Raw genomic sequence first — 19,774 nt, 5'->3', positions numbered from 1 at the left:
CAAGTCCCTAGGTTCGAGGCCTTAACCAACCAAACGAGGTTTATCAATGCTCCTTTATTTCAAGCCGGGCGCCTGTTCGCTGTCGATCCGTATCGTGCTCATGGAACTCGATCTACCGTTCGAAAGTGTTGAAGTCGATACGCTGGCTGGCCTGACGATCAATGGCGCTGACTACGGCACGATCAACCCGAAGGGCTATGTTCCAGCGCTGCAGATCGAACCGGGTATCGTTCTGACCGAAAACCCGGCGGTTCTTCAGTACCTGGCCGATCTGCGGCCGCAATCCGGCCTTGCCCCGACGGCCGGGACGCTTGACCGTGTGCGCCTGCAGGAATGGCTGAACTTCACGTCCTCGGAACTGCACAAGGCGTTCGCCCCCTGGTTCAGCGGACGTGCCTTCGAGGAAGGAGAACAGTCCCGCGCCGAAATCAACCTCTCCCGCCGGATCAATGATGTCGAGCGCGGGTTGTCCGACGGACGACCGCTCGTACTCGGTCAAACCTTCACCGTGGCGGATGCCTATCTGTTCGTCGTCCTCAACTGGACGGGCTTTATCGGGTTTGATCTCGGACGATGGCCAAAGGTTGCGGCCTATGTCGCGCGCATCGCTCAGCGTCCTGTTGTCCGTGCAGCACTCATCGCCGAAGGCCTGCTTCAGGAGGAGGCCGCGTAATGAGCAACGCCCTTGAAGACATCCGCGAAACTCTGGGCGCATATTTCGACGCTCTCTATTTTTGCGACGTCGATAGACTCGAAAGCGTCTTTCACCCGGCAGCTGTCTACGCGACGCCTGACGAGACCCCCTTCCTTCATCGCACGATGACGGAATATTTTCCGATTGTCGGAGCCAGACAGCCCGGTGCCTCTCGCAACGAAGTTCGCCGCGATCACATCGAAGCAATCGACATCGCAGCCGACAACATCGCGCTTGCCCGAGTACGGTGCACGATTGGAACGCGGGACTTCATCGACTTCCTGACACTCGTTAGCGTCGATGGGAAATGGCGGATCATCGCAAAGGTTTTCAAAATCATCGAACAGAAGCAGTGAAGGGAGGTATCCGAGATGCCCTATGTGAACATCAAGATAACAAATGAAGGCGCCACCAAGGAACAGAAGGCGGAACTCATCGGCGGGGTAACCGATCTGCTGGTGCGCATCCTGAACAAGAGCCCGGCCACCACCTTTGTAGTCATCGATGAGGTTGCCCTTGAGGACTGGGGCGTCGGGGGCCTTCCTGTCGCGGATTATCGCAAGACGCTTTTCAAGCCCTCGTGAGGTGACCGATGCGCGATCGATGCTGGAAAACAAAAACCACAAGACAGCAGGGACATCTTGGGATCGAGCGTCAGCAAAAACACCTGCTGCGGATAAGGGCATCGGTGCTACGACCGCCGAAGGTGATCCCAATACCCTCGCTGGCGCCAAGGAGGCATCTACAGTTATCGATGTCCTTGGAGACGGCATGCAGCAATCAGTCCAATGGCAAGACGGAGGCCATACAAATCCTGCTCGCCTGCGGTGTCGCGTTAAAAGGCAAGCCGCTTTCTGGCGGATATACAGTTTGGAAGATGAAGGATGGATCGCCGACACCAATCCATGTTTCAACCCTGGAGGATGCAGTAGCTGAGTGCCTACGTTAGGTGAGGCAATCTCGGGCAACCGTAGGTATTGTTTTTCCCTACTTCCTGCTGGCTTTGCGAAGTGCGGTCGGGGTCGCGCCGTACCTTTCCGAAAAGGCGCGGGTAAAGTGGGAAGTTGAGGTGAACCCGCAGGCTCTTGCGATCTGTGAAACTGAGCTTTCCGATGATAAGAGCAGCGTGTGGGCGGCTTTTATTCGCGTTTCTGACAGAATCCGAAGCGGTGTTTCGCCAACTTTTTGCTTGAAAAGCCGCGTGAAGTGGAACTTGCTTACACAGGCCTCCGATGCCAATTGGTCGAGCGTAATTTCGTCAGCGTAGTGCTCCGACATGTAGTCAAGAACTCGTTCGATACGCGCGTCTGTTATAGCTCCTGGCGATCGTTCGTCTTCTTGAAACGGATGGCTCCCATAGCGAGACAAGATATGCGTCGCCATCCAGGCGGCCGTTGTTGACGCGTATAGCTCGCCGCCATGACCTTGCATCGTATCCATCAACGTTTTTCCGAGCGCTGCGATCGCGAGGTCTCTACGAACGAATGAACTGAACGTGGGCATTTTCGATTGCTCTCCGATTCGTCGCATCTGATCGAGACAGGCTTCAACCAGCCCCTTTGGCAGATAGATTAATGCCAATTGGAACTGGTCATCGGGCTTGGGGAAGCGATAGTTGGTGGGTTCTTCCGTGAAATGGAGCATGATCGAGCCCGGCGCGTAGTCGTTGATCCGCCACCTGCTTTTGTTGTAGTGATCGCATGCGAATTTTCCAGATAGGGTAATACCAATACGCAGGTCCGCCGTTCCGATTGACTCGTAGATTTCTTGCGATGACACGCCACTGTGTAAATCGAGAAGAAGGGATGACCAGCCAATATCCCTGCTCGACCTGCGTCTGCTGGATGGAATGTTATCCCAACTTCGATAGCTTTCAGAAGACACGACATGTGAGGTGTTAGAGGCAACGTCCGCACCGCCCATCAAAAAAACCCTCGAAGTTCTTGGACTGAATGAGGGCCTTTCGGAATAGGCAAAATCGCCGCTACGACGAAAGGTACTGGTTTAGCGCTGGTATAATGGTTTGTCATTCGCGCGTTCCTGCTGGTTCTCTCGGAATTTCTTGCAATCCGGCGTCACGGTCGCGCAGTATACGGACCACTGATCCAGCCATCGCAGAGGCTATACGGTGAAGATCCAGCTCGGGATCCACAACCCACAGAGAGATCGCCCCTCGTACCCAGCCCAAGATAAGCGTCCCGAAGGTGTCTGGATCAATGAGTGGCTCTATCTCTCCGGCACGCTGGCCGCTTCGAATGAGTTGGCTAAGGTTTGAAGCGCCGACGCGGGTGAGTTCTGCGATACTCTTCTGCAAAGAGGGAGAGACTGCCGCCTCGCTGGTGATCATGAAAAATGCGCGGCGCTTTCCGGGGGCAGCAAGCGCATAGCGAAAGTAGGTGTGAATGAATCGGATTATGGCGTCGAGTCCACTGGTTTCCGCCAACTCTTTTTGCATAACCTCATCATAGTCCGCGAGGATGCGTCGCGCCGTGTGTAGGATTAAAGCTTCCTTGGACTTATAGTAGTGCAATGGAAGCGTGGCACTGTAGCCCGCGCGCGGCAACGTCGCCGAGGATCAGGCCGCCAAGTCCTTTTTCCGCAATGATGTCGATTGCAGCATTCACCATTCTGAGGTCCGCCTGGAAGCGTCTGTCAGCTTGTGTTCGACGCGATGGCCGCTTCGTTTGGACTTCAGTATTGACCAGTGTCTCAGTCTCCAGCCCGCTACTCTCAGTCTCTGGTAGTCCTTATCCGCAACTTAGTTAGCCTGTTTATCGCAAGATATTATGTTCCCAGTCAATAGAAATCACTTGGTTGGTCGAGTGAATGGTCAGCTCTGAAAGGCCGCTCCATCCAGTAACACATCTAAGTAGAACTGACAAATGCGTCTTCCTGAGGCTCATTCAAACCATCAGTTATTGAGTCAAGTTTAAATATCTGTTGCTAACTCCAACCTGTCGGGGATAAGTTGCTAAAGTGGGAGCCCCGAAGCTGTCAGCGTCGCGGGCTCTGCGACGGCCTGCCCGGCGCATCCCACGTCATACGCGGTCAACCTCTTGTAAGAGCTGCGATCTCAGATCAGAGGAGCGAAGCATGCCAGCTTTTTTTGTTCATGGGGCGCCCGACACTCATCACGTTTGGGACGCAATAAGAAGGCACCTGCCTCCTGAAGACAGTATAGCTGTTGACTTGCCGGGATTTGGCGGTGCGCCTCCTTTTGATTTCGCCGCAACGAAGGAAGCGTATGTTGATTGGCTACTCACGCAGATCGAATCCGTTGGTGAACCAGTTGACATTGTCGGGCATGACTGGGGGTGCATTTTGTCGCTCCGAGTTGCCTCACTGCGGCCAGACCTTATCCGAAGCTGGGCTGGCGGGAGCGGACCAATCAACGCGAGCTAGGAATGGCATCCCTTGGCGAAAATACTGCAGACAGTTGGTGCTGGTGAAGAATACCTGCGAAACTTTGATCCCTTGCAATTTGAACAGGTCCTTCTCGAAGACGGTGTACCTGCAGAGTATGCAGGCGAAGCACCCGCAAGAGTCAACGGCTTGATGGGAGAGTGCCTGCTCAAACTCTATCGCTCAGCGGCGACCGTTGGTGCCGACTGGCAAGAGGGATTGGCGAATGTAACAGCGCCAGGATTGGTGATCTGGGGTAAACGTGACAAATCGGTTCCAATTGAAAACGCAGACATTCTCGCAAAGGACACCTGCGCGCATAGGTTACTCAAACTGGACGCAGGCCATTGGTGGCCGACGCAGCAGCCCTCGCAAGTTGCCTCTGCCCTCGTCGCGCACTGGGAAAGCAATAGTAAAAAAGCGGAATAAACGCCACGTTCATCGAGCTTTTTGGATAGAACATTGTGACCGAGTGGAGAGCGCGCAAGTCGATTGGACGAGCTACCCGGTAGAGTTTTCGCCTGAGGCGAATAAAAGTCCCACCGAAGAGGTCTCGGCAAAGACTCTGCCATAGGCGTGTTTTCCACTCTCCAAACCCTAACCCGAGGATAGTGACATGCGAATAGGTCTAATCCTGTTTCCCAATTTGACGCAGCTCGATCTGACCGGTCCAGCTGAGGTCTTCTATCGTATTCCGGGCGCGGAGGTGTTTCTGTTGTGGAAAAGTCTGGACCCTGTTTCTTCAGATCGTGGTATGTCTATTTTGCCGAATATGCGTTTTGCTGATTGCGATGCGCTCGACCTGATCTGCGTGCCAGGGGGTCCGGGCCAAGTTGAATTGATGAGCGACGAAGAGACCCTAGATTTCCTCAAACGGATCGCGCCTACTTGTAAGCTGATCACATCCGTGTGCCCCGGCTCGCTTGTGCTGGCTGCTGCCGGTTTACTAGAAGGATATCGAGCGACGAGCCACTGGTCGTCAATCGACCAGTTGGAACTGTTGGGTGCGATCCCAGTTGCAGATCGCGTTGTCAAAGATCGGAACCGTGTGACCGGTGCTGGTGTGACCTCTGGCATTGATTTCGCTATTTCAGTCGTAAGCGACCTGCTTGGCGAGGAGGTTGCGAAAGAAATCCAACTTCAAATGGAGTACGATCCAGAGCCACCTTTTGCTTCTGGATCGCCGCGGTCAGCGTCAGAGGAGCTGGTGATGAACGTAAAGCGAAAAATCGCGCCGTTTATCGAGCGACGGAGAGAGGCAACAGCGGCTGCGGCAAGGCGGCTGAAACATCTCTAGATGCAAGCAACCAGATCTGAACAGGCGGATAGTTTTGCAGCAGCGATGCGGCTTTCACTCCAAAACCGAACAAGCTACTCGGTCCCGATGACGATCTCGACTAGATTTGGCTCCCCAGACATCACCCCTGCTTTGATAAGTGGTTCGATCTCATCGACGCGCGTTGCGCGCCGTGCGGGCATGCCCATTGCTGTAGCTAATGCAAGAAAATCAATCGGTGGGTTGGTCAGTTCCATGCCGGGAATGCTGGAATTTCCATGCTGTTCATATCCTTGTGCAACCGAGTATCGCTTCAAGATGTTATATTCTGCATTATTCATGATCACGAAAGTGACCGGGACTTTCAGTTTTGCTGCCGTCCATAATGCCTGTGGTGAATAAAGTGCAGATCCGTCGCCAAGTAACGCGACGACAGGAGATCTATCAAGACCGAGGGAAACGCCAACTGCCGCAGGCAATCCCCACCCCAAGATGGCGCTTCGCATGAAGAAATAGCGACGAACGGAAGCTCTCTCCATGAAGCTGCGGACATGGTACATGGTTGCCGGCGCCTCGTCGACCACCGCCACGTCCCTGCCCAAAGCTCGGAGGGCCTCCCCGGCAGCGACGAACGAGGTGATGGGGTAGCTCAACCTCTGGGCAGCAAAACGGTTCTCTACCTCATCCAGTCGTGAGGAGCGGGCGATCTTCGCTAACTGATGGACCGCGGCAACCTTTTCTCGCTGCGCAGACATACCATGGGAAATACGCGGGTTGAGCGCCACGAGGGATGCCTTTATATCCCCTACACAAGCGATGTGCGTGACGTGGCTGCGGGCAGCCTGCGTGGCATCCTGGGTCAGTTGGTAAAGTTTGCATCCTGCCGGTACAGCATCGCCCTCACTGTAGAGATAGGAGATGAACGGGTTGTCCCCTATGACGAAAACCCCGTCGAAGTCCGACAGAACGGATCTCATATCCATCGCGCGAGAAGGCAAATTGCCCGCCCATAGCGGGTGGATCGTTGGAAAGGGCATCGTCCCGGGCCACGAAGGGCCATATACTTTTGCGCCGAGCATATCCGCGACATCAACCAGTTCTGCGGAGGCGCCGCTCGCTTCAACCTCATCTCCTGCAATGATCGCCAGCCTGCCCACCTCGATTTGAGACAGAGCCGATGCCAGGCGATCCAGACCTTCCGCTACCGGACGCATGAAGATGCTCGAGCTTTCGCCGGCGACGACAGTTGCCGTTTGCGTGAGAACATCGATTGGGAGAGACAACACGACAGGCCCGCGCGGAGGAGCCTGGGTCTCCTGCAAGCCGCGTCTTACCAGCGCAGGAATGTGGTTGGGATGCAAAATTTCACGGGACCATTTTGCTGCCGGCTCAGCCATACGTTGGATATCACCATAAAGCAGGGGATCGGAGAAACTATGGCGCGTATCTTGCTGACCTGCTGTGACAAGTAGGGGGGTTCGGGCGATCTGGGAGTGTAGAAGCGCTCCCATCGCGTGACCAAGTCCGCCCGCTGTATGAAGATTTACAACGCCGGGCTTGCCGCTCGCCTTTGCATAGCCATCAGCCATCGCGACGACAGAAGTCTCCTGCAGGCCTAGCACATATTCTATATCGGTCTGATTGCGAAGAGAGTGCAAAATCGGCATTTCTGTGGTGCCCGGATTTCCAAAAACATATTGCACCCCTTCTTGGTGGAGGACATCCAGCAGAAGGTCGGAGCCAGATTTCATCATCTCGTGCAAAGTCATCTCCCGGCGTTCAATTTCCATATCCTAACTTACCGCAGGACATGCGGTGACGGATTGCGAAGATTGCTGTTTAATACCTGATTGTGATACGGGGTTGCGCCTAAACCGTTATTGGGGGCCGCTGATGCTAAGTTCACTGGATCAGATCGATCGTGCCATTCTGACTCATATTCAGGCAGATGGTCGAATTCAAAATCTAGAACTCGCCAATCGAGTTGGTCTTTCCCCCTCACCATGTTTGCGTCGGGTTAAACGGCTGGAGGACATTGGTGTCATACGGCGTTACACCGCGCTCCTTGATGCGAGTAAAATTGGCTTGGGTCTCACTGTCTTTTCGCGAATCTCGCTTGTGGCGCAGGATGCCGAGACTGTCGAGAACTTTGCTCAGGCGATGAATGCCCTCCCTCAGGTTGTTGAATGCCACATCATGGCGGGAGAATGTGATGCACTACTTCGTGTAGTCGCATCGGATCTCGACGGATACCGGCAGTTCCAGATGGCGCATCTGACGCGAAAAAATGGTGTGCAGACTGTAAAAACCGACATTCCCATGCAGACTGTCAAGCTTCTGACCGAGCTCCCACTGTGATTGAATAAGACGTGCATGTGAACTTGGACATCGGATCTGAAAAAATGATTGTTTAGTTTCCGCTGGTCGTCTCGTCATCAATCAAAGCACCCATTCGTCTTGAGTTGAGAAATTCCCGGGGGGAGCAACCTTGGGAACGTGTGAATGCGGTGCTGAAGGCGCTCGCCGAGCGGAAACCGACCTTGAACGCGACCTCTTCGACCCTACGACCATTCTTGGTCAATTCGTCCTTGGCAACAGCCATCCGCCAATTGAGTAGATATTCAATTGGGCTGGTGCCAAGGACGTTGCGAAACCTGTATGCAAAAGCAGAACGCGAGACCCCGCACAATTTTGCAAGCATCGCCACCGTCCAGTCTGCCTGTATGTTGGCATGCATGGCCTTCATCGCTCGCGCAGTCACCGGGTCACTGAGGCCGGCAACCATTCCCGTCGGCTTCCCGCCCGCGCTGCCCGAACTTGACCTCAAAATTTCGATGAGAACCAGTTCCATGAGACGTAGGGTTACGAAGCTACTCGCAAGCTCCGGCTGTCGCGTTTCTTGCTCGGCCATCGCCAACAAGGTTTGTACGCGCCGACCCGAGGGTACATCGGAGCGGACGTGAACAACTGCCGGAAGAAGTTCGAGGATTAGGGCCTCGTTGGCGCGCTGAAATAAAAACTTTCCTGCATGAAGCGTCACAGGATTACGCGAACCGGACCCCATTTTTAGACGCTCGCCTCGTTTTCCGGCAACTGCGGCGACGCTATCCACGGGTTCAGTATATGGATCTGATGTCAGAATGATTGGAGAGCTTGTACGAAACAAGACGAAATCTCCGGAGCGGAGATGAGTGTTTCCTTCGTCGGCAGCGATCAAACTGCACTCTCCTCTCTCAATCAGACAGAACAGAAGATCGTTTTTCGCCGGAAACTTGATGCCCCACTCTCCTGCAGCATCAAGTCCTCGTCCCAGGAGCACGGCTCGAGGTCGTAGTAGTTGGACAAGATCAAGCAGCGGATCAGTTTCTTTGGACGACATGTAAACTGTTTTGGACCTTTAATTATCGACAGTACGGTTCTAAAGCCGCAACTGTGTGACCACAACCATTTTCCAGAAGGTTAAAGTCATGAAGTCCATTCCTACCGCCAATCTCGCACGATTTCTTGAGGAAGATGATCAAAAACCCGTGGTCATGCTAAACCTCCTTCGTTTCAACAAGACGGACGGTCGCACGCGCTATTACGAATATATCTCGAGAGCTGCCCCCATTGCTCAAAGCTACGGCGCAGAGATTATTTATTCCGGCGAAGGCTTGACCGCGCTTGCTGCTGAAGCGGGGCAGACTTGGGATGCTGCGGTTCTCGTTAGATATCCTGGGCGTCAAGCCTTTGCGGCCATGATTGCCGATCCGCGTTATTCGGAAATTGATTCAATCAGGATCGCTGCACTAGACGAAGCGGTTCTGCAGCCCCTTTCTTGATTACACTCCGTAAGTTCTTCGTTAGATTCGGATAATCGCGCAAGGATTCAAGACAAGTTGACTACCTGTGTCGTGATCGCTTGAAGCACAGTTAACACGGCGCAGAGACGTCCGGTTTTTGCGACTGGATAACAAATTTCTTGAAGGAGACAGATGTGAAGAAAATTGCTGCTGCCGCAATTATTGGTTTTCTTATGTCCACTGCTGCCAACGCTCAAAACACGAAACCAACGATCGTGCTGGTGCATGGTGCCTTTGCTGACGCGTCGAGCTGGAGTAAAGTTATCAACCTTTTGGAAAAGGATGGCTATCCCGTTGTAGCCGTTGCCAATCCGCTGCGCGGCGTAATGCGGGACGCCGCTTATGTCTCGGACATTGTCGAAAGCACTGACGGCCCCGTAGTCTTGGTAGGCCATTCCTATGGCGGTCTGGTTATTTCAAATGCAGCCCGCGACAATAATAAAGTTAAATCGTTGGTTTTTGTCGCGGCCTTCGCTCCCGACGAAGGTGAATCTGCCGGCGAGTTGGTTGGTAGGTTCCCCGGAGGCACCCTTAGTCAGGCACTCGCCTCTCCCGTGAAGCTGGCTGATGGCGGCGTCGATCTTTACATCGACCAGAAAAAGTTCCGCGAACAATTCGCTCACGATGTCCCAGCTGAATTCACCGTATCAATGGCTGCCGGTCAACGACCCATCACTGAGGCAGCTTTACACGAGAAGTCCGGAACGCCTGCGTGGAAGTCACTGCCGTCCTATTTCATTTACGGAAGCGGCGACAAAAGCATTCCGGCCCAAGCACTTGGCTTTATGGCGGAACGCGCGGCATCCAAGCAGACGATCGTTGTAGAGGGCGGTTCGCACGTTGTCATGGTCTCACAGCCGCAGGCTGTCACAGACATTATCGAAGAAGCAGCCCGGTAAAACAGTTCGGAAACAGCTTTTTAAGTTTATCACTCGAGCTATTCACGGAGCGCTCGAGCACCAAACGTAAACGCTGAGGAGAAACAGAATGTCGCGTACCCCATTCAACTTCATCGCAAATTTCAAAGCTGTCGGGGGCAGAGAAAAGGAACTTGAGGAGATTTTGAAGACGATGGTTGCGCCAACACGCGCTGAGGACGGCTGTATAAACTATGACCTGCATGTTCATGCCGACGATCCAACTCGCTTCGTCCTCTATGAGGGGTGGAAAAGTCCGGAGGCTCTCGATCTCCATATGAAGATGCCGCATTTTCTAGAAATGTTAAAAGGCCTTGATGGCGTTGTCGCTGAGAAAGATGAGAACGGCCGTCCTTTTCGCGCCACGGCGCTGGCAATGATTAGCGATCGTTCGTAGTGACCTGCGTCGGGACTCTGACGAGCCTCATGGGCGAGGCTCGTCAGTGCATCGTGAACCTCTTCGGCCCGTCGCTATTTTAGAGGGCCGTGCCAGGAACATGGCTTCCCGGATAGAGTTTCTAATTCTGCGGGAATGGAAATTACAGTCTCCCCACGCGAAATCAGCGATCTCGCGCGTTGACGACAGAGACAACAGCCGCGACGTTTTCGGATCCCCAATTGCAGAGTGGCACAAGCGCTTGTGCAAGGCTGACACCCAGTGGTGAGAGTGAATAATCAACTCTTGGCGGCACTTCCTTGTAGTCCATTCGCAAAATAACCCCGTCGGCCTCAAGCTCTTTTAAGTGCTGTATCAACACCTTATCGCTGACGTCCCGCACGGCCCGCTTCAATTCACCGTAGCGCTTAGGGCCAACCAATAGGAAGTAGAGAATAATTGGCTTCCATTTGCCGGAGATCAAACGGAGAGACGTGTCAAGGCCACATGTGAAGCCTATGGAGGGGTCATTTTCTGCCATAAAGTAATACTTACCAAAAGGTGCATACTTGTCAATAGGTAGGCTTACCCCGATGTTAGTGTCGAAGCAGTCGCGAGACAATATGGGCCGTGCGATATGCTTCGGGCGACAAGAGCACAAAGATCGAGAATGAGATTTTCGCGATTGCTCTGTCGCTCAGTTCTAATCAACTGAACTCTTTGCATCGAGTGGGAAAACATGACTGAATCCTTTGGATCGAAATCAACAGCTGACGACGTACTGTCGGGCGTCAATCTCTCGGGAAGACGATTTCTCGTTACCGGTGCATCTTCCGGTATCGGATTGGAAACGGCGCGCACGTTGGCCGGTCACGGCGCGAGCGTCGTGGGTACAGTTCGGAACCTTACAAAGGCGGAGCTTGCAACTCAATCAGTCCGCGACGCCGCGCAGCGCGGTGGGGGAACCTTGCAGTTAATCGAGTTGGATCTTGCATCTTTGAAAAGCGTTTATTCCGCAGCCAATAAACTCATTGCCGAAGACCAGCCTTTTGATGTTGTCATTGCCAACGCTGGGGTTATGGCTCCACCGTTAAGCCGAACCGCCGATGGGTTCGAACTGCAGTTTGGAACCAACCACCTTGGCCACTTTGCTTTGGTGAACACCATTGAATCGCTTTTCGTCGACGATGGACGGTTGGTGGTCCTTTCATCTCAGGCGCATCGTGTCGCCAACGTTGACTTAAACGACATCAATTTCGAGCATCAAGCTTACGATCCGTTTATCGCGTATGGTCGGTCTAAGACCGCAAACTCACTGTTCGCAGTGGCGTTCGACGAGCGGCATCGCGATCGTGGCATCCGAGCGGCGTCAGTGATGCCAGGCAACAGCTTGACCGACCTTCCACGCCATTTCTCGGCAGAAGCGCTGGAAGGCCTCTTCAAAACCGTTGGTAACGCTCGCGCTGAAGCAGGACTTCCGCCAGCAGAACTCAAGACCATTGCACAAGCGGCAGCAACGACGGTCTGGGCGGCAGTCGTTGCCGACAAGAATGAAATTGGCGGTCGTTACCTTGAGGACTGCGCAATTGCGCCAGTCGAGGATACGCCAAATCCATTTCTGGACGGTGTCAGATCATACGCGCTCGATCCCGGGCACGCCGAACAGCTTTGGGACAAAAGCGAACACTTGGTAGGATTCAAGTGACATAGATTCAGAAACGGCAAGTCTCCTCGTCACTTAAGATGACGATACAAACAGGAGCCTTATCGTTGACCAAGCGAGATGGTTTTAACGTGTAAGCCAACTTGCAGTGCTGTTTTAGGCAGCAACTTGAGTTTTACTACTGCTCTCCCTAACATCTTTGGCCGGAGGCGAACCGAACATCCGACCATATTCGCGTGTGAATTGCGGAATGCTTTCATAGCCGACCGCATAGGCCGCATTACTGATTGCTGCGCCCTCTGAGATCATCATCCGCCGGGCCTCGATGAGGCGTAGCTGCTTTTGGAACTGCAAAGGTGAAAGCGAGGTCACTGCGCGGAAATGCTCGTGGAAAGATGAAATGCTCATCCGGGCTGCTTCAGCCAAACGTTCCACCGGCAGGGTCTCAGCATACCCGGTTCTTATGACAGCCACGGCACGTGCAATTCGGTTGGCATGACTGTCAGCAAAACCCAGCGCTCGGATGCCAGCTCCATGACGACCGCTCAGCAACCAGTAATGCAATTCACGAACCAACTGGTCTTTGAGGATAGGAAGGGAAGCAGGGCGATCCAGGAGACGCATCAGCCGTAGCGCTGCGTCGGCAACTTCGGCCTCAGTCGGATCTACGCGAATGAAAGGGCCTTTCTCGGTCTGCGCAACACCTATTTCCAGTACAAGTGATTGTATGACCGCTGGATCAATGTCGAGTACCAGCGAATAATAGGGCACGCCTGCGTTCGCGCGGGTAATCTGACTGACGTTTGGAACATCGGCCGCAATGAGAAGAGAGTCGCCAGCGCCGAAATCAAACGTCAAGTTGCCCATGGTCACGCGCTTGCTGCCCTGTAGAACCAATGCCACGAGCGGCTTCGAGATCGCATATTGCAATTCGCTCGGAACCGTCGCGCGCATAGCAAATACACCAGGAATTGGCGTTTGCGCCACACCGAACCTGTCGGCATTTGCATCGGCGAAGCGGCGTACGCATTCCAGAAGTGTACTGCTGCTCATGTTGCTATCCTCAAGAATTGTCGATGAAACAATAGATCGCGCTCGTATCACTGAGCAAGCCTCTTTGGAATATTAGGCAAGAATTCCGGATTCGACGGCAACGCAGGGCGCGGAGGTTTGGGATAATTTACTCGTCAACGGGGAGCAAGAAGCTATCCCCGTGTAAGCGAGGAGCATTTCCATGACAAACCTGCAGAATCGAAAAATCCTTATTCTAGCGGCCGACGGCTTTGAAGATGAAGAGCTTTACGGCCCAAGAACCGCGCTGCTCAACGCTGGCGCGACGGTAATCCTCGCTTCTCCCCACGAGGGGCCGATCCGCGGCTGCGTGTACAATCTGGAAACCGGAAACTCCGATCTTTCAGACGAAACGATCACGCCCGACCGACTGATCGCAGATGTCGAAGCCGATCAGTTCGACGCGCTAGTTCTACCAGGCGGGGTCGTGAACCCCGACAAGTTGCGCCTCGATCAGAAAGCTATCGCTTTGGTCAGGGAGTTCGTGGCCGCAGATAAACTGGTCGCCTCCGTTTGTCATGGCCCGTGGCTGCTGGTTGAAGCAGATGTTCTGCGCGGCCGTCGGACTACAGCATGGTACTCGATCCGTACCGATCTGAAAAATGCTGGTGCCACCGTTGTCGATGAGGAAGTCGTGGTGGATGGAAACATCATCACCAGCCGCATGCCGTCCGATATTCCCGCTTTCAACAGAGCCATTGTTGCCGCTCTTCAAGGCTGAACAGCGACACTTCATCTCGGTTGATAACTTACAGGAGAACCTGTCATGGGCAGCAAATTCCAACTTCTGATAGGCGGCAAGAGCCACGAAGGCTCAGAAGGCGTCGCAGTTGACGTCGTCAACCCCGCAACTGGCGACAGCATTGGCAGGGTGGCTTATGGTTCACCCTCCGACATTGAAAATGCCATCGAAACCGCCCGTCGCGGGTTTCAATCGTGGCAGACGGTGTCGCCGTGGGAACGCGGTCGTATCCTGAAAGATGCGGCCGGGATTATCCGGCGCGACACCGACCGTATCGCCAGGGTTTTGACCCTTGAACAGGGCAAGATCCTCGCCCAGGCGCGTGACGAAGTTCATCGCGCCGCGGACTTCATCGAATGGGGTGGAGAACAGGCGCGCAGAATTGCAGGCCGTATCGTGCCGGGCCGGCAGCCAGGCCAGCGCATCGAGGTCCAGCCACATCCGATTGGTGTCGTTGCGGCCCTGACACCGTGGAATTTTCCAATGGCGCTTGCCGCGAAGAAGTTCGCAGGCGCGCTTGCCGCCGGATGCGCGATCATCTGCAAGCCATCTCAGGAAACCCCGGGCTGCGTGTTGGCCATGGGCGAGGCTTTACTCGAAGCGGGCGTTCATCCCGCAGCGCTAGCCGTTGTTTTCGGGGACGCAAACCAGGTGTCCAGCCAGTTGATCGAGTCGCCCGTGATCAGGAAAGTTACATTCACCGGCTCGATCCCGATTGGCAAGCGGCTAGCCGCCGCCGCCGGCCTCCAGATGAAGCCGGTAACTATGGAACTCGGCGGTCATGCTCCGGTCGTTGTCTGCGGCGATGTGGATCCGGAAGCCACGGCGGAGTTGCTGGCTCGCGCCAAGTTCACCAATGCAGGCCAAATCTGCCTCTGCCCGTCCCGCTTTTTTGTCGAAGAGAGCATTGCCGACAGATTTACGGTACGCTTTGCCGAAGTTGCGGCAGGTCTCAAAGTGGGTGACGGCATGGATCCGGCCACCGAGGTCGGTCCACTGGCAAATGATCGTCGTGTCGAGGCAATCGTTCGCTTGGTTGACGACGCTCGCGACCGGGGCGCGCGGATTGTTGCTGGCGGCAATCGTGTCGGGAACCGCGGCTACTTCTATGCACCGACCGTTCTGACGGACGTCCCTGACAACGCAGTCGTCCTTAGCGAGGAGCCGTTTGGCCCGGTTGCGCCGATCCTACGGTTCAGAGACGAGGAGGCGATGCTGCAAGCTGCTAATGGCCTGGAGTTTGGACTGTCTGCCTACGTATTTACCCATGACGGACTGCGCCAGCGCCGTCTGGTCGATGCGCTTCAATATGGGGCGGTGTCCGTGAATGGAAGCCTAACTCACCTGCCCGAAGCGCCGCTTGGAGGCTGGAAGGATAGCGGCATCGGCACGGAAGGCGGGATCGAGATCCTTGAGCCGTATACGATCACAAAGCACGTAAATCTTGCCTAGAAAGCACTGGCAGAAGGAATAGCGGGCAAGCGCCGCGCCTCGCTCGATCGGAGCATGGAAAAATGAATCTCTTCGACTATCCTGCAATTCCACTCTCTTTCGTCGCTGGACCGGCTATCCTGGCAAATGTCTGTGCCATTCTCCAGAACGGCGTGAACATACGCCATGCCCATGCGGTTGATCAGTGGCGGAACCTCCAGTCCATGGCGGTCGGTCAAAGCGACAAGCTTGTCGGGCTCTACGCAGATCCTGCCTTGGCCATTTCACTCTCTGGCCGCCGTGTCCGCTTACAATTGCGGGCGATCGAATTGCTCACGGTCGGAACTTGCAGTTTTGGCGTGACTAGCCTGCTGTCTCTCGGTTGGTCGATGCTTGCCCAAGCTGAAACCGGCACGAGCATAGCCGTGGCCTCTGCCGCAACGCTTGCCTGCGCGGCGATCGGGCTCCTCTTGCTGATGACGGTCGCGCTCACCGTCGTAAAAGAGAGCGCCTGCGCTAGAGCCTTGATGCGATTGCACGCTGGGGCCGCTCCACCAACGACATCACTTCCCGGAGATCGGTCATGAACAGCCTTACCCTTCTCGACTCGCCACTTTTCGGCGGCAGCTTTGTCGACGCGAAGATGCGCGCCCTGTTCGACAGCGACGCCTTCGTCAGCCGCTGCGTCGAAACCGAAGTTGCCCTCGCAGAAGCCGAGGCGCGTCTGGGTGTTATTCCTCGGGCTGCAGCCGACGCAATAGCCGCTGCAGCACGGACGATTCGCTTCGACCAGGCCCGCCTCACGCGCGAGACAGAACTCGTCGGGTATCCGATTCTCCCTATCGTCGAGCAACTCGCCGACGCCTGCGGAGAGGCGGGCCGCTATCTCCACTGGGGAGCGACGACGCAGGATATCATGGACACGGCGACAGTTCTCCAGATCCGGGCGGCTTTGAAACTCATCGAGGCACGGCTAGTCGAAACGATGGATGCGCTACGCAGCCTTGCGGCGGAGCATCGCGATACGCCGATGGCCGGACGGACCCACTTGCAACACGCGCTGCCCATCACCTTCGGCTACAAGGCAGCTGTTTGGCTGAGCGCTCTTGAAAGACATCAAGAACGTTTGGCGCAGTTGCGGATGCGCGTCCTTGTCGTGGAGTTCTCTGGCGCGTCGGGCACCCTTGCCTCGCTTGGGCCGCAAGGACTTGCTGTCCAAGAAGAACTGGCGAACGTACTTGGCCTTGGGACCCCGGTTATAACCTGGCACTCGGCACGTGACGGGATGGCCGAAGTTGTGCAAGTGTTGGCACTTGTCTGCGGCAGCCTTGCCAAGGTCGCCTTTGATGTCTCGGTCATGATGACCACGGAGCTGGGTGAGGTGTCGGAGCCGTTCGTCCGCCATCGCGGTGCCTCCAGCACCATGCCGCAGAAGCGAAACCCGATTTCCTGCGAGTTGATTATCGCCGCTTCAAAGATGGTGAGGCAGCATTCAGGGCTGATGCTGGATGCGATGGTCCATGATTTCGAGCGCGCCACCGGCCCGTGGCACCTCGAATGGGCGGCCGTCCCCGAAAGCTTCGCATTAACATCCGGGGCGCTAGTCCAGTCCAGCTTTATGCTCTCGGGACTCGTCGTCCATCCGGAAAGGATGCTGACGAACCTCGGGATATCGAGAGGACTGATTGTGGCCGAGGCGGTGATGATGGCACTCGCTCCCCTTACCGGCCGCCAAAGCGCCCATGACTTCGTCTACGCCGCCTGCCGGCGGGCCGTAGAAACGGGAAGGTCGCTTTTCGATGTGCTTGCCGAAACGCAAGACGTCGCAGTTCCGCTTGGTCTCGAGCGTCTCCAATCACTCACAAGTCCGGAAAACTATTTGGGCTCTGCATCGACAATGGTCGATCTGGTTCTCAGCGGCTCTCGGAGACACGTGGAGCAATAGGCAAAGATGGCCGAGGATCCGGCAAAAGACGGGCCATCCGCTCTGCCATAACAATCTCATCACCACTCAAACCCTCAGATCATAGGAGATTCAGACATGAGCACAGTATCTATCATCACGGGCGGCAGCCGCGGGCTCGGCCGCAACACCGCAATCAGCATCGCTCGTCATGGCGGCGACGTCATCCTGACCTACCGAAGCGGCGCTGCGGATGCCCAGGCGGTTGTCGGCGAAATCGAGGCCCTTGGCCGCAAGGCGATTGCTCTACAGCTTGACGTCAATGATGTGTCTTCGTTCAAGACGTTTGCCGACGCTGTCCGGCAGGCGCTTTCGACAACCTGGAGCCGCGATACCTTCGATCATCTTGTGAACAACGCGGGTCAAGGCGAAATGGCCAGCTTCGCGGAAACAACTGAAGCGCAGTTCGACGCACTTTTCAATACGCACGTGAAGGGCGTTTTCTTCCTGACCCAAGCCCTCCTCCCGCTGCTTGCTGATGGCGGGCGTATCGTCAACTTCTCATCCGGCCTCACGCGCGTTTCTGCACCAGGCTTCTCGGCATATTCCTCAGCCAAGGGGGCAGTCGAGATATTGACCCTCTACATGGCCAAGGAACTGGCAGCGCGTGGCATAACCGCCAATACCGTGGCGCCTGGTGCCATTGAAACTGACTTCCTTGGTGGTGCCGTACGCGACATGCCAGACCTCAACAAGCAATTCGCTGGCATGATTGCTTTGGGCCGCGTCGGTGTTCCCGATGATATCGGGCCGATGGTCGCCAGCCTGCTTGGCCCCGACAATCGCTGGATCACGGCGCAGCGCATCGAAGTATCAGGTGGCCAGGTCATCTAAATTTGAGCTGGAGGCCGTTTCACCCGGAGCGGTCTCCTGATTTCCCCTGAGACCTCTCGGAAGACCCGACATGCCCGCTCAGTGTCGTGCTGTGCTTGGCTTGTTGCGGCAATACCAAATTTTACGAGTGGAGAAACAGAAATGCCGAAGATTATCATACATGCTCCCGAAGCCGCCTTCGATGGACATTCACGTCAAGGCATAGCCAATGAGTTGACGGAGTTCGCCCTCGAATGCGAACGCCTACCGAAATCACCTTTCGTGAAGAGCACGGTGTGGATCTATTTTAATACATATGATGCTGACTGCGTCTTCATGGGAGAAGAAAGGGCGACGACCGCGATCATTAGCGCGCAGATCTACGTCATCAAAGGCGGCCTCGACGCTGAGGCAAAGAAAACCTTGATCAACGGTGCCACTGCAATCTTCGGCAAGTACCTGAAAGTGGAAGCCCGCATTCCAGTTTATATTGTCATTCACGAGATCGAGGAAAGCAACTGGGGAATTTTCGGCAATAATGCCAACTTGGCTGCGCTGCGCGCCTCGGCGGCCGGCGCACCGGCGATCTGACAATTCTTGATCGCTTCAACAATGATCCCATCGAAAGGAGAACTTTCAATGAGAATTGGTATCGCCGGGATAGGTAAGATGGGAGCAGCTATCGCTGCGCGCCTTCACGATTGTGGCCAGGATTTGATTGTCTGGAACAGGTCATCTGAAAGAGCGGCGGCGACGGGACTACCGACCGCGGACAGTCCCCGCCGATTGGCTCAAGAAAGCGATGTCATCATTTCCTCCTTGTTCGACGAGGCAGCGTTGACGGACGTATATCTTGGTGAGCATGGCCTGACAGGCATGGCGCGTAACAAGCTGTTCATCGAAATGAGCACCGTCCGACCAGCGGCGCAGCAGTCCTTGGCGGCTTCCGTTATCGAGGCTGAGGGTGCCTTCATTGAATGCCCCATCGGCGGCACAACGGGTCCCGCCCGGGCTGGTCAACTGCTTGGTCTTGCTGGCGGAGAAGCTGCCGATGTCGAGAGGGCGCGCCCGATCCTAGAGATGCTGTGCCGGCGGCTCGAACATATGGGACCGGTCGGAAATGGTGCCCTAGCAAAACTGGCGATCAATCTGCCCCTACTCGTCTTTTGGCAGAGTTTTGGCGAAGCCATGGCCCTGATGAAGGGCCTCGAGAAGGAACCTGAATGGCTCATTCAGCTGTTCTCCGAAACCGCAGGCGGGGCGAATGTTCTTAACCTTAAAGCGCAGGCCGTCGCTGCGGCCCTTGGCGGCGACGATGATGTACCTGCAACATTCGAGATCGACGCTATGCGCAAAGACCTCGGTCTGATGCTCGCAGAAGCGCGGGAGAAGGGGATTCCGCTTCGGGTCGCAGAACAAACACTACTCGCGTTCGATGAAGCAAGTTATGCGGGGTTGGGCGGTCACGACTGCGTCTATATACCCACGTTCTTAACCCGGATACAAAACAGCGTACGTCAATAATCCACCGTCTAGCGCAGTGGCGATGCTGCTATTACTTCCTGGTTGCGCAACTCGCCATAC

24 protein-coding genes are annotated in these 19,774 nt (G+C 55.3%); 18 read left to right on the top strand and 6 right to left on the bottom strand.

Going from position 1 to position 19,774, the window contains the following annotated elements:
- Positions 1-46 precede the first annotated feature (46 nt).
- The 3 genes from V9K92_RS01415 to V9K92_RS01405 are packed head-to-tail and all read left to right on the top strand — an operon-like array spanning position 47 to position 1,278.
- The gene (locus V9K92_RS01415; protein WP_337352990.1) at positions 47-673 is read left to right on the top strand and encodes a glutathione S-transferase C-terminal domain-containing protein; all 627 of its coding nucleotides are present in this window, start codon (positions 47-49) and stop codon (positions 671-673) included.
- On the top strand, positions 673-1,050 hold the full coding sequence (locus V9K92_RS01410; protein WP_337352989.1) for a nuclear transport factor 2 family protein: 378 nt from the start codon (positions 673-675) through the stop codon (positions 1,048-1,050). Before V9K92_RS01415 ends, V9K92_RS01410 begins: the two co-directional genes overlap by 1 nt.
- A 15-nt stretch (positions 1,051-1,065) precedes the next feature.
- The gene (locus V9K92_RS01405) at positions 1,066-1,278 is read left to right on the top strand and encodes a tautomerase family protein (protein WP_337352988.1); all 213 of its coding nucleotides are present in this window, start codon (positions 1,066-1,068) and stop codon (positions 1,276-1,278) included.
- 403 nt (positions 1,279-1,681) lie between these two features.
- On the opposite strand, the gene V9K92_RS01400 is transcribed toward V9K92_RS01405, so the two are convergent.
- Both V9K92_RS01400 and V9K92_RS01395 read right to left on the bottom strand, forming a co-directional pair.
- Positions 1,682-2,617, bottom strand: a complete 936-nt coding sequence (locus V9K92_RS01400; protein WP_337352987.1) for an AraC family transcriptional regulator — start codon at positions 2,615-2,617, stop codon at positions 1,682-1,684.
- A gap of 103 nt (positions 2,618-2,720) precedes the next feature.
- Positions 2,721-3,149, bottom strand: a complete 429-nt coding sequence (locus V9K92_RS01395) for a hypothetical protein (protein WP_337352986.1) — start codon at positions 3,147-3,149, stop codon at positions 2,721-2,723.
- Between the two features lie 638 nt (positions 3,150-3,787).
- On the opposite strand from V9K92_RS01395, the gene V9K92_RS22780 reads away from it, so the two are divergent.
- The 3 genes from V9K92_RS22780 to V9K92_RS01385 all read left to right on the top strand — a co-directional run bounded on the left by V9K92_RS22780 (position 3,788) and on the right by V9K92_RS01385 (position 5,393).
- Positions 3,788-4,096 (top strand): alpha/beta fold hydrolase, encoded by a 309-nt coding sequence (locus V9K92_RS22780; protein ID WP_443094420.1) that lies wholly within the window; start codon positions 3,788-3,790, stop codon positions 4,094-4,096.
- A gap of 12 nt (positions 4,097-4,108) precedes the next feature.
- Positions 4,109-4,525, top strand: coding sequence for an alpha/beta fold hydrolase (locus tag V9K92_RS01390; RefSeq protein WP_337352985.1), 417 nt, complete (start codon positions 4,109-4,111; stop codon positions 4,523-4,525).
- Between the two features lie 187 nt (positions 4,526-4,712).
- Positions 4,713-5,393: a DJ-1/PfpI family protein gene (locus V9K92_RS01385; protein ID WP_337352984.1), complete on the top strand. Its 681-nt coding sequence runs from the start codon at positions 4,713-4,715 to the stop codon at positions 5,391-5,393.
- Between the two features lie 74 nt (positions 5,394-5,467).
- Here the strand turns inward: V9K92_RS01385 and V9K92_RS01380 are convergent, their stop codons facing one another.
- Positions 5,468-7,162: a thiamine pyrophosphate-binding protein gene (locus tag V9K92_RS01380; protein WP_337352983.1), complete on the bottom strand. Its 1,695-nt coding sequence runs from the start codon at positions 7,160-7,162 to the stop codon at positions 5,468-5,470.
- A gap of 103 nt (positions 7,163-7,265) precedes the next feature.
- Here V9K92_RS01380 and V9K92_RS01375 point away from each other — a divergent pair, with 103 nt between their 5' ends.
- Entirely contained in the window at positions 7,266-7,730 is a 465-nt protein-coding gene (locus tag V9K92_RS01375) for an Lrp/AsnC family transcriptional regulator (RefSeq protein ID WP_337352982.1), read from the top strand.
- A 52-nt stretch (positions 7,731-7,782) separates the two neighbouring features.
- On the opposite strand, the gene V9K92_RS01370 is transcribed toward V9K92_RS01375, so the two are convergent.
- Positions 7,783-8,751, bottom strand: coding sequence for an AraC family transcriptional regulator (locus V9K92_RS01370; protein WP_337352981.1), 969 nt, complete (start codon positions 8,749-8,751; stop codon positions 7,783-7,785).
- Between the two features lie 88 nt (positions 8,752-8,839).
- On the opposite strand from V9K92_RS01370, the gene V9K92_RS01365 reads away from it, so the two are divergent.
- The 3 genes from V9K92_RS01365 (at position 8,840) to V9K92_RS01355 (ending at position 10,528) form a co-directional block, all read left to right on the top strand.
- Positions 8,840-9,193 carry a DUF1330 domain-containing protein gene (locus tag V9K92_RS01365; protein ID WP_337352980.1) on the top strand — a complete coding sequence of 118 codons (354 nt, stop codon included), beginning with the start codon at positions 8,840-8,842 and terminating at the stop codon, positions 9,191-9,193.
- 194 nt (positions 9,194-9,387) lie between these two features.
- Positions 9,388-10,113 carry an alpha/beta fold hydrolase gene (locus V9K92_RS01360; RefSeq protein ID WP_337353482.1) on the top strand — a complete coding sequence of 242 codons (726 nt, stop codon included), beginning with the start codon at positions 9,388-9,390 and terminating at the stop codon, positions 10,111-10,113.
- A gap of 88 nt (positions 10,114-10,201) precedes the next feature.
- Entirely contained in the window at positions 10,202-10,528 is a 327-nt protein-coding gene (locus V9K92_RS01355; RefSeq protein ID WP_337352979.1) for a putative quinol monooxygenase, read from the top strand.
- A gap of 163 nt (positions 10,529-10,691) precedes the next feature.
- Here V9K92_RS01355 and V9K92_RS01350 read toward each other — a convergent pair whose 3' ends face one another.
- Positions 10,692-11,048: a winged helix-turn-helix transcriptional regulator gene (locus V9K92_RS01350; RefSeq protein ID WP_337352978.1), complete on the bottom strand. Its 357-nt coding sequence runs from the start codon at positions 11,046-11,048 to the stop codon at positions 10,692-10,694.
- A 198-nt stretch (positions 11,049-11,246) separates the two neighbouring features.
- Between V9K92_RS01350 and V9K92_RS01345 the strand changes: the two genes are divergently transcribed.
- Positions 11,247-12,212, top strand: a complete 966-nt coding sequence (locus V9K92_RS01345; RefSeq protein WP_337352977.1) for an SDR family NAD(P)-dependent oxidoreductase — start codon at positions 11,247-11,249, stop codon at positions 12,210-12,212.
- Positions 12,213-12,326: 114 nt separating this feature from the next.
- Here V9K92_RS01345 and V9K92_RS01340 read toward each other — a convergent pair whose 3' ends face one another.
- A complete protein-coding gene (locus V9K92_RS01340) occupies positions 12,327-13,223 on the bottom strand; it encodes an AraC family transcriptional regulator (protein WP_337352976.1) in 897 nt (298 codons plus the stop codon).
- 181 nt (positions 13,224-13,404) lie between these two features.
- Between V9K92_RS01340 and V9K92_RS01335 the strand changes: the two genes are divergently transcribed.
- The 7 genes from V9K92_RS01335 to V9K92_RS01305 all read left to right on the top strand — a co-directional run bounded on the left by V9K92_RS01335 (position 13,405) and on the right by V9K92_RS01305 (position 19,714).
- Positions 13,405-13,962, top strand: coding sequence for a type 1 glutamine amidotransferase domain-containing protein (locus tag V9K92_RS01335; RefSeq protein WP_337352975.1), 558 nt, complete (start codon positions 13,405-13,407; stop codon positions 13,960-13,962).
- A gap of 45 nt (positions 13,963-14,007) precedes the next feature.
- A complete protein-coding gene (locus V9K92_RS01330) occupies positions 14,008-15,435 on the top strand; it encodes an NAD-dependent succinate-semialdehyde dehydrogenase (protein ID WP_337352974.1) in 1,428 nt (475 codons plus the stop codon).
- 62 nt (positions 15,436-15,497) lie between these two features.
- A complete protein-coding gene (locus V9K92_RS01325; protein WP_337352973.1) occupies positions 15,498-16,001 on the top strand; it encodes a DUF2721 domain-containing protein in 504 nt (167 codons plus the stop codon).
- A complete protein-coding gene (locus V9K92_RS01320) occupies positions 15,998-17,359 on the top strand; it encodes a class-II fumarase/aspartase family protein (protein ID WP_337352972.1) in 1,362 nt (453 codons plus the stop codon). Before V9K92_RS01325 ends, V9K92_RS01320 begins: the two co-directional genes overlap by 4 nt.
- Positions 17,360-17,455: 96 nt before the next feature.
- Positions 17,456-18,211: an SDR family NAD(P)-dependent oxidoreductase gene (locus V9K92_RS01315; protein ID WP_337352971.1), complete on the top strand. Its 756-nt coding sequence runs from the start codon at positions 17,456-17,458 to the stop codon at positions 18,209-18,211.
- A gap of 141 nt (positions 18,212-18,352) precedes the next feature.
- A complete protein-coding gene (locus V9K92_RS01310) occupies positions 18,353-18,781 on the top strand; it encodes a tautomerase family protein (protein ID WP_337352970.1) in 429 nt (142 codons plus the stop codon).
- Between the two features lie 48 nt (positions 18,782-18,829).
- Positions 18,830-19,714: an NAD(P)-dependent oxidoreductase gene (locus tag V9K92_RS01305; protein WP_337352969.1), complete on the top strand. Its 885-nt coding sequence runs from the start codon at positions 18,830-18,832 to the stop codon at positions 19,712-19,714.
- Positions 19,715-19,774 lie beyond the last annotated feature (60 nt).

This window comes from Phyllobacterium sp. CCNWLW109 (assembly GCF_037203905.1).
Taxonomy (GTDB): Bacteria; Pseudomonadota; Alphaproteobacteria; order Rhizobiales; family Rhizobiaceae; genus Phyllobacterium; species Phyllobacterium ifriqiyense.
This window is presented reverse-complemented; position numbering and strand designations above follow the sequence as displayed.